General features: G+C 39.2%; 12 protein-coding genes. 9 read left to right on the plus strand and 3 right to left on the minus strand.

Annotated elements, in window-relative coordinates:
- The first annotated feature begins 5 nt into the window (after positions 1-5).
- The 4 genes from xrtA (at position 6) to ABJK37_RS10645 (ending at position 5,113) form a co-directional block, all read left to right on the plus strand.
- Positions 6-1,535, plus strand: a complete 1,530-nt coding sequence (gene xrtA / locus ABJK37_RS10630) for an exosortase A (RefSeq protein WP_348353055.1) — start codon at positions 6-8, stop codon at positions 1,533-1,535.
- 13 nt (positions 1,536-1,548) lie between these two features.
- Positions 1,549-2,427: an FkbM family methyltransferase gene (locus ABJK37_RS10635; RefSeq protein WP_348353058.1), complete on the plus strand. Its 879-nt coding sequence runs from the start codon at positions 1,549-1,551 to the stop codon at positions 2,425-2,427.
- Positions 2,428-2,507: 80 nt separating this feature from the next.
- Complete coding sequence (locus ABJK37_RS10640; RefSeq protein ID WP_348353061.1) at positions 2,508-3,662, plus strand: glycosyltransferase family 4 protein; 1,155 nt, start codon at positions 2,508-2,510, stop codon at positions 3,660-3,662.
- Positions 3,659-5,113, plus strand: a complete 1,455-nt coding sequence (locus tag ABJK37_RS10645) for an oligosaccharide flippase family protein (RefSeq protein WP_348353064.1) — start codon at positions 3,659-3,661, stop codon at positions 5,111-5,113. The genes ABJK37_RS10640 and ABJK37_RS10645 overlap by 4 nt, the downstream gene beginning before the upstream one ends.
- Here ABJK37_RS10645 and ABJK37_RS10650 read toward each other — a convergent pair.
- From ABJK37_RS10650 to ABJK37_RS10660, 3 genes are read right to left on the minus strand one after another with little or no spacing between them, the layout of a single operon-like run.
- Positions 5,097-6,170: a right-handed parallel beta-helix repeat-containing protein gene (locus ABJK37_RS10650; protein WP_348353067.1), complete on the minus strand. Its 1,074-nt coding sequence runs from the start codon at positions 6,168-6,170 to the stop codon at positions 5,097-5,099. The genes ABJK37_RS10645 and ABJK37_RS10650 overlap by 17 nt on opposite strands.
- Positions 6,171-6,173: 3 nt before the next feature.
- Entirely contained in the window at positions 6,174-6,758 is a 585-nt protein-coding gene (locus tag ABJK37_RS10655) for an acyltransferase (RefSeq protein WP_348353070.1), read from the minus strand.
- Positions 6,755-7,969, minus strand: coding sequence for a TIGR03087 family PEP-CTERM/XrtA system glycosyltransferase (locus ABJK37_RS10660; protein ID WP_348353073.1), 1,215 nt, complete (start codon positions 7,967-7,969; stop codon positions 6,755-6,757). The genes ABJK37_RS10655 and ABJK37_RS10660 overlap by 4 nt, the downstream gene beginning before the upstream one ends.
- Positions 7,970-8,214: 245 nt before the next feature.
- On the opposite strand from ABJK37_RS10660, the gene ABJK37_RS10665 reads away from it, so the two are divergent.
- The 5 genes from ABJK37_RS10665 to ABJK37_RS10685 all read left to right on the plus strand — a co-directional run bounded on the left by ABJK37_RS10665 (position 8,215) and on the right by ABJK37_RS10685 (position 14,152).
- Complete coding sequence (locus ABJK37_RS10665) at positions 8,215-9,564, plus strand: hypothetical protein (protein WP_348353076.1); 1,350 nt, start codon at positions 8,215-8,217, stop codon at positions 9,562-9,564.
- A 282-nt stretch (positions 9,565-9,846) separates the two neighbouring features.
- Complete coding sequence (locus ABJK37_RS10670) at positions 9,847-10,821, plus strand: glycosyltransferase family 2 protein (RefSeq protein ID WP_348353079.1); 975 nt, start codon at positions 9,847-9,849, stop codon at positions 10,819-10,821.
- Complete coding sequence (locus tag ABJK37_RS10675; RefSeq protein ID WP_348353082.1) at positions 10,818-12,056, plus strand: glycosyltransferase; 1,239 nt, start codon at positions 10,818-10,820, stop codon at positions 12,054-12,056. The genes ABJK37_RS10670 and ABJK37_RS10675 overlap by 4 nt, the downstream gene beginning before the upstream one ends.
- Positions 12,046-13,041 carry a glycosyltransferase gene (locus ABJK37_RS10680; protein WP_348353085.1) on the plus strand — a complete coding sequence of 332 codons (996 nt, stop codon included), beginning with the start codon at positions 12,046-12,048 and terminating at the stop codon, positions 13,039-13,041. Before ABJK37_RS10675 ends, ABJK37_RS10680 begins: the two co-directional genes overlap by 11 nt.
- Positions 13,031-14,152 carry a glycosyltransferase gene (locus ABJK37_RS10685; RefSeq protein WP_348353088.1) on the plus strand — a complete coding sequence of 374 codons (1,122 nt, stop codon included), beginning with the start codon at positions 13,031-13,033 and terminating at the stop codon, positions 14,150-14,152. The genes ABJK37_RS10680 and ABJK37_RS10685 overlap by 11 nt, the downstream gene beginning before the upstream one ends.
- Positions 14,153-14,211 lie beyond the last annotated feature (59 nt).

The raw sequence follows: 14,211 nt of genomic DNA on the forward strand, positions 1-14,211 counted from the left end.
TTATAGTGAAGGATTACACAACAGATAGCTCAAACAAAACGACCATTTTCGATGTAAAGCCTGTGTTAGGTTGCTTAGTACTTATAGTCGCAGCTTGGGTTGTTGTATTTTGGCAAGGCGTGACTACTGCGGTCGATATCTGGATTATTTCAGATATTTTCAATCATTGTTTGTTTGTACTTCCTGGCGTTTTATATCTGATTTATTTAAAACGAACTGATTTGGATATTGCAGCCTTAAAGCCCAATTATTTTGTATTGGTATTATGTACTGGCAGTTTATTTCTTTACGCCATAGGACTGGCTGGTGATGTACAACTCTTTATGCATGTGGCCACTTTTACATTTTTACCCTTAAGCATTTGGGCATTTATTGGTAATAAGTTGGCATACAAAATTCTGTTTCCCTTGGTTTTTATTCTATTTTGTATCCCTATTGGGGAAGAACTCATTCCAGCGTTGCAAGAAGTCACTGCTGATCTCGCCATGGTAATGCTTGGGTGGAGTGGCATTCCTGTTTATAGAAGTGGTTTGTACATTGAAATTCCTCAAGGGCAATTTTTAGTCGCTGAGGCTTGTTCAGGCATAAGCTTTTTTATTGCCTCTATCGTGATAGGTTCATTGTATGCCTACCTTAATATGTATTCGGCGAAACGCCGTATCGTATTTATGGCGATATCGATACTTTTTCCTATTATTGCCAATGCGATTCGCGTGTTTGGTATTATTCTTACTGGCTACCTTAGCGATATGGAGCATGCAGTTGGCGCAGACCATTTGGTGTATGGCTGGATCTTTTTCTCACTTGTTATTGTGTGTTTATTAGGTATAGGCGAATTAATACGAGAAAAACAATTTAACACTGATGATTCCGGGCAAATTGAAACGGCACCAGCGGCAGAACTGAACTTTAAAGCTTGTTACCGTTCGTGCACCAGTATCGTTGCCATCATGCTAGTCTTTTTGGCATGGTTTTATTCAATAAATTCGCAACTAAGCATACCAACCAACGAATATAGGCTTAGTGCGCAATTAGAAGCTGAGCAAGAAGCGTCAAATGCCCGATATTCAAATGCTTGGAAACCGGAATTTAATCAGGCTTACCAAGAATTTCAATTTGTTAGACAACTAAACACTGTGCCAGTAGATATTTACATGGTGTGGTACCCCAAAGGGCATGGGGAGTTAATTAGCTCGCTAAATAGGCTTTATCCCGAGAAGGCATGGACTCTAGAGACAAAAAGCTCCTATCCTTTGAAACAAGGTCAAAACATGGGGGTATCGACTATAGTCAATCCTAGAGGTAAGCGTTTATTGAGCTATTGGTATTTGGTTGATGGCAAAATGTTTACCAACAATAGAATGGCTAAATTATATGAAATTTACAGAATTCTTATTGGACGTTACGTGGGCAGTGGGTTAGTGGCAATCTCGCAGGTAACGAGCAACACATCTGAATCTCAAGACATTGTTTCGTTTGCCGATTTAACTCGAGATAATTTGTCTGAGTTGAATCAATATTTTGTTTTTGAATAATCAGATCTAGTCTATGGAGCCAAGTAAAGTTTTTCCTGTTTGGTTAAATGCTGTTTTAGTGTTTTTGCAAAAGACAGAATGGCGGGGTAAACACCGGTTTTATCTGTGGCTAGCTAAAAGGTTTGGCAATAAAGTTGTTACTCACACAATTGAAGATAGACCTTTTAGTGTGCCAGTAGGTGAATGGTGCTTTTGGTTAGAAAAAGGGCCAGAAAACTACTACCTAGAAGAGTTTTTACCTTTTTGTGAGGTGTTGAACCAATTAGACACCCCTTTTACTTTATTTGACTTGGGAGCCGATATTGGGGCGGTATCTTCATTAGTGGCAGTACACTGCAAAAACCTCAAGAATCTAGTAGCCTTTGAACCCAACCCTAAATCCTTTGATGTACTAAGTGCCAATTTACATAACCTTAAACAACCAGTGAAATGTGTTAAATCGGCTGTTTCTAACTTTGAAGGCTCTACTACCTTTCACAGGGATACCGAACGATTAAATGACCATGAAGGTTATATCGACACTAGCGGCGTAGGGGACACAGCCGTTACGTCGTTAGATATTTGGCGAGAAAATCAAAACGCCAGCGATGAATTCGAATTGGAAGAGACATTAGCGCTAAAAATTGATGTAGAAGGGCAAGAAATACAACTGCTAGAAGGTGCAAAAGCGCTGATAAAAAGTGCGCATAAAGTGATTATATTAATTGAAGTACATCCAGAAGTGTTAAACAGAACTCAGCATACACCTGACGATTTGTTCGTCACAGCCGAACAGTACAGAGATTTTGATTGGATTGTGCCACTTCATCAAAATAAGCGAGTGAACCGTAAACTAGGTTTGTTTGAACAAGTTCCAATAGGGCAATATGATATTATCGGTGTATCTCGTTAATAAACATTTTAGGTACATTATTTCGGGTGCCCAAAACTTTGAAATACACTTAGTGTTAAAGGTTAAAATTTAGGTAAATAATGAATAAAAAAGTGTTAGTGCTAACTGAAAACTTTCCGCCTATTTCAGGGGGAAGTGGTCGCTGGTTCTGGGAACTTTATTCGCGATTGCCTAAGGAAAAATACCTGATTTTGGCTGATGAGGTTGAAGGTGCCGCTGACTTTGACAAAACTCATCAGTTAAATATTCTGCGTATGCCACTTAAATCAGCAGAGTGGGGATTAAAAAGTTTTACAGGAATAAAGTTTTACTGGCGCTTAGTTTGGCAAATCAAAAAAATAACTAAACAGCATCAGATCACTCATATTCATTGTGGCCGTGTGATTCACGAAGGTGTTACCGCTTGGCTGCTAAAGCTAATCACAGGCACGCCTTATTTATGTTATGTACACGGTGAAGATGTGGAAACAGCCGCCACAAGTGGTGAACACAACCTTATGGTCAAACAGGTATGTAAACATGCCACGAGATTAATCTGCAATAGTCAAAATAGCGCGTCAATTGTAAAAAGATTGCGCTACGCCGGTGACGATAAAATTGAGGTACTTCACCCTGGAGTGGATGCTTCTTTGTTTGTGCCTATGGCTGAAGATCAAGACTTTAAACAGCTAATGGGCTGGCACGAACGCAAAGTAATGATTACCGTAGGTCGGCTACAAGAGCGAAAAGGGCAGGATATGATGATCCGCGCCATTGTGTTGTTAAAAGAACAGTTTCCAGAAGTTCTCTACGCCATTATCGGGCGAGGTGATCGTTTAGAAAGCCTTAAGGCTCTAGCTTTAGAGTTAGGTGTGAACGATCACGTACAATTTTTAACTGAAGTCACCGATCCGCAAATGATTCAATGTTATCAACAAAGTGATGTGTTTATTTTACCTAATCGCACCATTGGGAATGATATTGAGGGCTTTGGTATGGTGTTGGTTGAAGCACAAGCTTGTGGTAAACCCGTAATTGCTGGTGACTCTGGTGGCACCAAAGAAACCATGCTTATCAACCAAAGTGGTTTTGTGATCGATTGCACTGACGCACAATTAGTATCTCGTACTGTTGCCAAGCTATTAGCCGACCCGGTCCTCAGTGCAAACATGGGTAAGGTTGGTCGTCAACATGTAGAGTCTGAATTAGATTGGCAGGCACATGTTCAAAAGGCCAGCATGCTGTTTAACCAGTGATAGCAGCAAAAGGGTTATTAGCCAGCGCTGCTTTTTCTAGTGGTGCTCAATTTTTAAGTCGCCTTATTGGGTTAGTCAGCACCCTTATTCTAGCGCGCCTACTCACACCCACCGATTTTGCGATGATCGCTATTATTGCCATTGTGTTGCACCTATTTGATATTTTGTCACATACAGGTTCAGAGCAATATATAGTGCAAAAGTCAGCAGTGTTGGCTGGCGATTTGAACACTGCTTGGACATTAGACATTTTATTAAAGTCATCAATGTGTTTATTTTTGATTGTACTGGCGCCCTTTATTGCCGACTTCTTTGAGCAACCCCACCTTAGATTTGCCATGCAAGTCGCTTCGTTCACACTTATTATTAATGCCCTTAAAAATCCAGGCCTGTTGTTATTAAAAAGAGATCTAGATTATAAAAAGGTGTTTTATCTGTCTTTGGTGCAAAAGGTGGCCAGTTTTGTCACTGTCATAGTGTTAGCACTGGCATGGCAGAGCTACTGGGCTTTTGTGATTGCTGATTTAGTGGGAGCCGCTGTGTTTACCTTAGGTGCCTATAAAATTCAGCCGTTTCGCCCAGCTTTTAGTTTACTCAAAGTGAGTGAACAATGGCTATTTTCAAAATGGCTATTGGGTAAAAGCATTATAGGGTATTTACGTTCGCAGATTGATACTGTGCTAGTTGCTAAGTTTTTTAACCCTACCCAGTTAGGTAATTATCATATGGCCCGAGATGTGGCTATGTTGCCTGGATACAACATTATAGGGCCAGCCATAGAGCCACTTTTAGCCGACTTTAAAGACTATAAACAAGACCCCATTAAACTTGGTCGCCGAGTCAGCAAAGTATTATGCATAGTGAGTTTTATTGTGATGCCAATCACCACTTACATTGCATTTTATCCTGCATTGATTGTTGATGTATTACTTGGCTCACAATGGGGCATTGCAGGCGAAATTCTTAGCGTTATGTCGTTATTGTTTTTCTATTACTGCTATTTGCTAGTGATCGAAAGTGCCTTAACAGCAATGGGGAAAGTACAAACCATCTTTGTGTTTGATACCCTAAGTTTGCTGGTGATTGTGGCCATCTTACTAAGCTATTTGCAGATGTATGATGATTTAACCACTATGTTGTGGTTGCGAGTCTCAATTGGAGTGGTTTCAACCTTAGTGATTGGCATTGCCTTACATATCATTGTGCCACTAAAGTGTCTGCAGATTGCGGGTGCGTTGATTCTTTCGGGAGCCATGTCTGGTATGGCTATCACCCTGACAGGTTGGTTCACCAAGCAAGTCGCGCTAGGTCAATTCTCATCGTTTTTGTTTTCGGGTGTGCTATTTTGCAGTGCTTACGCCACTTTGTTGGTTATCTTATTACCGCGGATAATGGGCACAACAGTTCGCAACCTATTGGCAGAGTATCGCCAAACTAAAAGCGCTCAATAAGATACTCTAGATTTTGTTTTACCTGACTCAATACGTTCGCTTGTTGATTACCTGACAATTCTGCTTGACCGCCATCTCTGGAAACAATGGATTTATTCGTCACATTATTTTTGATGACAACATTTTTAGTTGCCGCAAAGCGATACTCAATAGCATTAGGGTAGTGACCTTCTATTATAATTTTGTTGTTATTGATCTCAATATTAGGACTGGCTTCGATTGCGATCCCAACGTCAGCAAATTGATGTAAGGGATTGCTATTGGAAATACTATTATTAGCGATTAAACCACCAACTGTTTGATTGTTTACGTCTTTACCTAAGCCAAAACCAATGCCTCTGTCACAGTTTTCAATAGTGTTATTAAGCACCGTAATATTGGCGCTTTTTCGCCAAAAATGAATTGCGTGTTCAGCCACATGCTGCGATGGGCTGGCGATATTTCTAAAAGTATTACCCACTATTGTCCAATTCCGTGAGCTATGTGCATCTATTCCGCCAATATAAAACTGCGGCCCTACACCGGCCGAATACTCGAATACACAGTTTTTTATACTGCCATTGTCTGCAAATGCTTTGCTAGAAGGTGAAGATGACACTTTTAACAGCTGTTCATAAGAGTCACGCAACACGCAGTTACTCAAACTAAAATTATCGGCGTTTTTTTCGGCCCGCACTTGAATAAGATGGTTAGCAGATTGTTGTAACGTGACGCCCGACAAACTAATATCTGAACCACTGACATCAATTAATATCTCGGCCGAGGGGGTTTTTCTCATGCCTTGGCCAGACAGTATCACTAAAGTGGGATCACCCGACCTTGATGTTAACTTGATATGTGAGCCACTAAAACTCAGCCTTTGGTTAAGATTATAACGGCCATCTGCAAGCACAATACTAGTAGCACCTTTTGCGTGGTTGGCTTGATTCACTGCTTTATAAAGTTGCGCTGTGTTGTTTACCTGTATGGTGTGCACTGCAGGGGCTGATTGCACTATCCCCGTTAAAGTACAATAAACAATCACTACGGTGAATAACGTTAACAAGTGTCTACCCATAACTTAGTCCAACCTATTTTTGATCACCTTTGCCGGATTGCCCGCAACAATGGAATGAGCAGGCATGTCATTAATCACCACTGATCCCGCACCTACAATACACCCATCCCCTATGTTTGCCATTATCATGGCACCATTTCCTAACCAGCAATTTTCACCAATGGATATTTTTTCAAAATATCCACCTTGGTCTTTTATGGGCTGTGTTAGATCGTCAAAATTATGCTGACCTTTGCCACTCATCACGTTTACACCACTGCCTAAAAGAGTGTTTTTGCCTATACTGCATCGGCCTATATTGCATTGGGCGCCTATGTATACGCCCTCAGCTATTTCAGTGTCTGCCTGTGATAGCAGCACTAAAAATGAAATGACAGCGTCAGGACTGCAGTGAGTCAAAACAAATCGGTAAAAACCTGCCCGTAAATACACACCTAGTTTGCCCGGCATTAAACTTAATAATTGGCTATAGCTGCTAAGCACTGCATCTTTCTTTAGTATGATTGCAAACACAAAATACAATAGAGTTATAGGTGCCATTAGCAGTGCACATACTACAAAAAGTAGCTCTTTGATGACTTGTTTCATTGCTTACACTCTGTGCCAAGTAGGTTAATTAATGGCTGTAACTGACCTTGCCAAGAATAATGATTTTGGATCAGTTGCAAAGCATTTTGGCCAACTGATTTGGCAAGTTCGGCTTTTTCAATGAGCCGATTTGCCTGAGCAACAAACTCATCTGGATTAGTGGCTATGAGAATGTCTTGGTCTGCTTGACACAATATGCCTTCTGCGCCCATAGGGGTAGAAATTACCGGCAATGCACAGGCAAAGGCTTGTAATACTTTGTTTTGTACGCCTCGAGCTAATCTAAAAGGCGCCACAAAAATATCAGCTTGGTGATAGTAGGGCAAAATGTCATCTACAAAGCCAGTGATCTCTATACTTTTATCGCTTGCAAGCTTCAAAATGTCGGCACTTGGATTCATGCCTGCAATGATAAACTTGGCATCAGCATGCTGTGAGGTAATGGTTGACCAACAGTTTTTTACAAACCAAATTACTGCGTCTTCGTTCGGTTTGTAATCCATAACACCGGTAAATAAAAAGACGGGAGAAGGGTTAGGCTGCTTTAAGTTCGGTGGGTAAAAGGTTGATGTGTCGAGTCCATTTCCCATAACGTGGACTTTGTCACTTTTTATGACTTTTTGATTAAACAGTGTAACTTCCGCCTGTGCGATTAAATAACTGGCATCAAACTCTTTAACAATTTGTTTTTCGTATCGAGCTAAGAGTTTTTGTTCTCTGGCATACACACTACTCATCGGAAATGCACTACTTTGCTGGTATTGGCTCCACTTGTCAGAATCCACATCCATAAAATCCATGATCAGCAAAGGCTTTTTATCTAAAGTATTTAGCACAGTGCTTTTAAAAATGTATTCAGCCATCGAAGAGGCACTAGATACAATGGCATCCACGTTATTAGTCGATAAAAATACATCCAATTTATGTTGCAAAGTTTTATCATAAAAATTGGCCACACTCATGGGCTGACCTTTGAATAGTCCAGTTACCAAACGAATTACTTTATTTTTAAGAGGCGTTGCAGAAACCGACTGGCACAAAGACTCACCTAAAGCCGTAAAATACGCTAACTCTGCGGGGTCTTCAAAAGGTGAAAACAGATGTATCTGATGACCCAGTTCACTCAAATGTTGGATTTGGTGAAAAGTGCGAATTTTTTCACCCTTATTAGGCGGGAAAGGTACCCTATGAGAAAGTATCAAAATATTCACAGTGTTAGTGTCCCAAGTCCCTGATCTAAATATAAAAAAATAGAATCATAACATATCGGATTTTTATAATTGGGTACAGTAATAACAATATAGAATTTAAAAGGTTAGTTTTTACCGACTGCTTTTGACTCACGAACCCTAAGAGACTAAAATCCCAACTACTTTTCTATCATTTAAAATACCTTTGATTCGGCATGTTTATAGTAAGTTGTTGAGTTATAAGTAGTCATTCGGGATGTGTGGTTATGAAAACTTTACAAATGTCAGTAAAATTAGCATTGTCGGTAGTTTTGAGCTTATCTTTATTGTCTTGTGGATCGGGTGGAGGTTCAAGTACTTCGGTTAAGATCGACACTCCACCGACACAGATAGAAACGCCGACCGAAACACCCCAAGAAAACATTCAAGTGCTTTTTGAAGAAGATATCGCTGAAGACATTCGTCAGTCAGAACCAAACGATATTAACCTTCCGTTAGGTTTGCAAGCAGCTTTCGATATTGAGTATTTAGGTGCGTTTAGGGTGAATGCAGATGGGCAATCTACTTCGGATTATGCGATAGGAGCATTGGGGTTTAATCCTGACAATAATAGTTTATTTATGGTCGGTCATAGTCATCATAATGCTATAGCAGAATTTGCAGTCCCTTCTAATCTGTCGTTTGAAACGGAACCGGCAAGGATCCCAGAGGCCGCAGTTCTTCAACCTTATGTGCAGGTATTGAGTAAGAAAGATATAGGGAATAAGACCGACAAAATTAACGGCCTCTTGTATCTTAATCAGAACTTATTGGTGACCTCAGAGATTTGGTATGATGGGTCTGCCAATAATGCTGATAACTTGCAAGTTTTTTCAGATGCACTCAATATCAGTTCGTCTTCATATAAAGGAATGTTGCAACTTGAAGGGCAAGCAAGAGCCGCTGGTTATATGTTTAAAGTACCCACCGAGTTGAGAGAAAGAATTGGCTCTGAATATTTAACTGGCTGGGCAACTAATTACTCTATCGTTTCACGGTACTCCCAAGGGCCTAGCTTATATCGTTTTGATCCTCAACAAGCCATTGATTCTGTAATTTCAGTCGATAGAACAATTGATACTGATGCCATTATGGTTTTCCCTTTTTCTGAAGGTAAACATTTGGTCGCGAATTCCGATCACTACTCTTTAGATATATCGCCGATTTGGGGGCCAGTTACTAATGCTAAATTTGGGTTTATTATTCCAGGCACAACTTACTTTTTAGCGGTTGGTCAGCACACAGGTTTACATAGTGGTATCGGTTACAAAATCACCCAGAGTAATGGCAACGTTTGTGGCGGTCCTTGTTCTTATGATAGAAACGATATCTATAATTATTTTTGGCTTTTTGATGTTGAGGATATGCTCAGCGCCGATGAGCCGTGGTTAGTACAACCTGTTAGTTACGGAAAATGGAGCCACCCCTATGATAACAAAGGTGTTCGTGGAGTGATTGGAGGAGCTTTTGATGAGCTAAACAACATACTGTATTTAGCCGTCAGTGGTGCAGGTCAAATTGGTCTATATGACACCCCACCATTAATTATTGGTTATCAGGTGAAGGCTAAACAATAGTATTTTTAGGAGACCTGTTCGCTATTTTCCCTAGATACTAGCGGTTGATTAGTAACTAATATAACCCGATAAAATAATATGAATTTTGATCTAAGTGATACTGCATTACGACTTATATGGGCTAAAAAATCTGAATGAAACTTCATAACTTACTAGCACAAATCCTAGAAGTTAAGGATTATCAATGCAATACTTCACTACACAGGCTTTAAAGTCGTTAGCCGTTAAAATAACCTACATTCAAATTAAAAGTGCATTGACCGAGCGAGTTAAGAAATCCCAATGAAGTTAATTGTTCAAATTCCCTGTTTTAACGAAGAAGAGACGTTACCAGCAACCTTTAGCGACATTCCCAAACAAATTGATGGTGTCGACCTAGTTGAAATTATGATTATCGATGATGGTTCCAGCGACAAAACTATTGAAGTAGCTGAAGCATTGGGTGTGCATCACATTGTAGCTAATAAGAAAAATAAGGGGTTAGCTAGAACGTTTCGAACCGGTATTAATGAATGCTTAAAGTTGGGTGCTGATATTATTGTCAATACTGACGGTGATAACCAATACGCAGGATGGGACATCCCCAAACTGATCCAGCCGATACTTGATGGTAAAGCTGATGTGGTAGTGGGTGATAGAAATACTGCTAAAGTAGCGCACTTTTCGCCTTTTAAAAAGTTTCTACAACGGCTTGGTAGTTATGTCGTTAAAACACTATCTGGGGTACAGGTGCCCGACGCTGTAAGTGGTTTTCGGGCCTATAGCCGCGATGCTGCTTTACAATTAAATATTGTCTCGCCTTTTAGTTACACTATCGAAGCTTTAATTCAGGCTGGGAAAAAACACATGGCAGTTGCTTCTGTTCCGGTAGAAACTAACGAAAAGACCAGAGAGTCACGACTTTTTAGTAGTATCCCCAAATTTATTGAGCGGCAGTTAACCACCATTATTCGCATGTACGCCATGTATCAGCCATTAAGGGTGTTCTTTATAATTGGTTTAACGCTGTCTTTATTAGGCGTCATTCCCATTATCCGTTTCTTTTATTTTTATTTTACGGGCGATGGTGAAGGGCACTTGCAATCTTTAGTACTAGGTGGAGTATTAACAATTTTGGGTTTTATCTCCTTTTTAATCGCCTTGTTGGCAGACTTAATTAACTTTAATCGTCAACTTATTGAACAGACCTTAGAAAAAGTGCGCAGAATGGAATTGAATCAACTTGAATTAGAAAAAAAGGCCGCTGACAAGGAATGAAACTACTGATTGTCACGTCCAACTACCCTCGTTGGGAACGTGATACCACTACTCCATTTGTGCATAATTTTGCTCGGGAATTGGTTCAACAAGGCATACAAGTGCGTGTAATTGCCCCGCATTTTGTTGGTGCAAAAACCAAAGAAGTTGTAGACGGAGTTGAAATAAGGCGCTTTCGCTATTGGTTGCCCCTTAGTGGCCAAACTGTATGTTATCAAGGTGGTGCCTTAGGTAACCTTAGTAAAAATCCTATTAATAAATTAAAACTCCCTATTTTAGTTTTATCTGAATTAGTGATCACGCTAAAAGAAATTATTTTTTGGAAGCCAGATGTGGTTAATTCTCATTGGTTATTGCCTCAGGGATTTGTGGCCGCTTTAGCCTGTAAATTAACGCGTAGTAAACATGTGGCGACTGTACATGGCGGTGATGTTTTTGCATTAAACTCCCCTTTGTTTCGCAAGCTTAAGAAATTTGCTATCAATAATTCAACTTTAGTTACCGTTAATAGTAGCGTGACCGAAAAAGTAACCAAAGAGCTCGCACCTGGCACTCAAACTCCTTTTTTAAAGTTACCAACAGGTATTCTACCTTTACCTGTTTTAGACAAAACAAAAGTTACTAACCTAAGAACTCATTTACAAAAAAATTCAAACGAAAAACTTATTCTCTTTGTTGGTCGTTTGTCAGAAGAAAAAGGTGTGAGAGAAGCTATTCAAGCCACAGCCAAATTAATAGATGCAGGATTAAGACTTCGCCTGATTGTTATAGGTGAAGGCCATGAAAAAGAAGACTTTAAAAAAGTGGTTAGCGATTTGGGTATTAACGAATATGTCGACTTTTTAGGTTGGATTGAAAATAAAGACGTTTATTATTATTTTTCAGCTTGCGATGTATTTGTAGGGCCATCAAAAACCGCCGCAAATGGTCAGGTAGAAGCACAAGGCTTAACATTTATTGAAGCTATGTTGGCAGGTTGTCCTGTTATTGGTTCAAATAGTGGGGGGATTATTGATGCGGTTATTCCGGAGCAAACTGGTTGGTTGGTTGAACCAAATAACGTCGATTCCCTGGCTAATACAATTGGAAAAGTACTATTTAGCAATACTGAAGATGTAGCTAATGTTGTTAAGACAGCCAAAGAGTTCGCTTACAGTACATATTTAATCCAAAACACAGTAAGTAGATTTATAGATGTAATTAAATCGCAGGGCTGCTCAATAGATGTACGATAAAAATACTTTAAATCCCAAAAACAGTATCACATCAACGTTACCGCTAGTTTCAGTTGTTATGTCGTGTTACCGAGAGCCATTAAATTGGCTCTGTGAAGGCATTGATTCAATATTAAATCAGACCATGGCTGATTTTGAATTAGTAATTATTATTGATGATCCTGAGAATTTATCGCTTATAGATAAAGTCCAATCTTATACTGAAAAAGACAACCGAATTAAGCTACTAATAAACGAAGAAAATGTAGGTTTAGCTGTTTCGCTTAATCGCGGAATAGAAAACGCTAGGGCAGATATTATAGCTCGGATGGATGCAGACGATATTGCCGAGGAAAATAGACTGCAAATGCAAATAGATTTTCTTATGGCAAATCTACACATTAGTTTAGTTGGAAGCGCGATTAAATTGATTGATGAACACGGGACTGTCATAGGGCACAAACGTTATTATCAAGACGAAACTTTAATTAAAAAAGTCATTCCCTATTCTTCTGTTACTTGCCACCCTACATGGATGTTTAATAAGGCTTTGCATACAAAAATCGGAGGGTACAGGGATTTATTTACTGCCCAGGACTATGATTTTTTATATAGGGTTTTAGATGCAGGTGAAAAAATTAGTAATATTCAATCGAGTTTACTTCGTTATCGTGTTCATCAGCAAAGTATTACTGGGGGATTTAGTCTTAATCGTTACAAAGTGAGGCATTATATTCATAAAATGCATCACGATAGGATGCGTTTAGGGCTAGATACTTTTAATAAATCAACTTTAAACGAGTATTTACTGAAAACAAAAGATAATTCAAAAATTAATGACTTATTGGCAAAATTAAGACGAACGAAAAAAAATAGTTTTATAAAAAAAGTTTTTTATTTAACGCTGTTATTTTTATTTTCGAAAGACATACGTGAGCGGGTTTATGACCACTTCAAGTTGAAGTACATCTTAACAATGCACAAGGAAGTTAAAAATGACATCTAAGATGACTGACAATAAAGTTACCAAACGTGTTTGTTTTGTGAGTAGCACATTGTCTAGTGGTGGTGCAGAAAGGGCACTTAGTAATTTGTTATGTAACATGGACAGAGAAAACCTCTGTATTACCGTTTTATTGTTAAATGGCATAGTTACCTATCCAGTTCCGGAAGATGTGAATATAATCGACTTGCGTAAGCGTTCTGCTATTTATTTGCCAATTTGTTTTTTACTTTTAGTGCGTAATTTAATAGAACTTAAGCCTGACGTACTAATCAGTGTCTGGTCCTTCCCGAGCTTATTAACTGGCCTTGCCCTTAAGTTCACGCGCTTAAAAACAAACTGGGTTGTGCGTGTTGCGAATAATCCAGCGGATCAGGAAGATGATTGGCGAAAAAAAATATTTGCATGGCTGTATAGACATGCTCAGCGCTATATTGTGTTATGTGATGACCTAGAAAAAAACTTTATCGCCTATTACCCCTTTTCAAAAGGTAAAACTCACATGATCCGCAATGGCTTTGACTTGGCCAGTTTGCAGCAAAAATCTAAGATTAAACTGGATGATGATTTTGAATTAAACCAAAATTATATGGTGTCTGTCGGCTCTCTGTCAGCACAGAAACGTTACGATCTGTTACTCAAGGCCTACGCTAGTTTAGATATAAAATATCAAATTCCCATGGTGATCTTAGGTGATGGCCCATTAAGAAATGAGTTAAAGCAATTAACAATAGAGTTGAATATTGCAAATAAGATAGTGTTCAAAGGCTATGTGACTAACCCTTACCCGTTTGTCGTAAACGCAAAATTATTTGTCTTGAATAGTGATTTTGAAGGATTATGCAATGCCGCAATAGAGGCACAATGTCTAGGTGTTCCTGCTGTGATTACAGATTGTCCAACCGGTAATAGAGAGATTGTCGAGCACGCTACAACGGGGCTACTAGTCCAAACCAGAAACCATAATGCAATGGCAGAAGGTATACAAAATATATTAGATTTAAACCCAAACGATTATCAACAGATGCGGAGTCAAGCAATAGATATTGTAGGTTCGAAATATCGAATTGAGTATTCTGCCAAACAGCTGAACTCTCTTATTGAAAACTTGTAGCTCAAGAAGTAACCATAGTTATTTTGGCAAACCAAATTGCACGCGTATTATACAAAAAT

This window comes from Paraglaciecola sp., assembly GCF_039964565.1.
Classification (GTDB): domain Bacteria; phylum Pseudomonadota; class Gammaproteobacteria; order Enterobacterales; family Alteromonadaceae; genus Paraglaciecola.

Coding starts and splice junctions, on each gene's coding strand:
- ABJK37_RS10635 (WP_348353058.1), top strand. CDS start 1,549: ATGGAGCCAAGTAAAGTTTTTCCTGTTTGGTTAAATGCTGTTTTAGTG.
- ABJK37_RS10640 (WP_348353061.1), top strand. CDS start 2,508: ATGAATAAAAAAGTGTTAGTGCTAACTGAAAACTTTCCGCCTATTTCA.
- ABJK37_RS10650 (WP_348353067.1), bottom strand. CDS start 6,170: ATGGGTAGACACTTGTTAACGTTATTCACCGTAGTGATTGTTTATTGT.
- ABJK37_RS10655 (WP_348353070.1), bottom strand. CDS start 6,758: ATGAAACAAGTCATCAAAGAGCTACTTTTTGTAGTATGTGCACTGCTA.
- ABJK37_RS10665 (WP_348353076.1), top strand. CDS start 8,215: ATGAAAACTTTACAAATGTCAGTAAAATTAGCATTGTCGGTAGTTTTG.
- ABJK37_RS10670 (WP_348353079.1), top strand. CDS start 9,847: ATGAAGTTAATTGTTCAAATTCCCTGTTTTAACGAAGAAGAGACGTTA.
- ABJK37_RS10675 (WP_348353082.1), top strand. CDS start 10,818: ATGAAACTACTGATTGTCACGTCCAACTACCCTCGTTGGGAACGTGAT.
- ABJK37_RS10680 (WP_348353085.1), top strand. CDS start 12,046: ATGTACGATAAAAATACTTTAAATCCCAAAAACAGTATCACATCAACG.
- ABJK37_RS10685 (WP_348353088.1), top strand. CDS start 13,031: ATGACATCTAAGATGACTGACAATAAAGTTACCAAACGTGTTTGTTTT.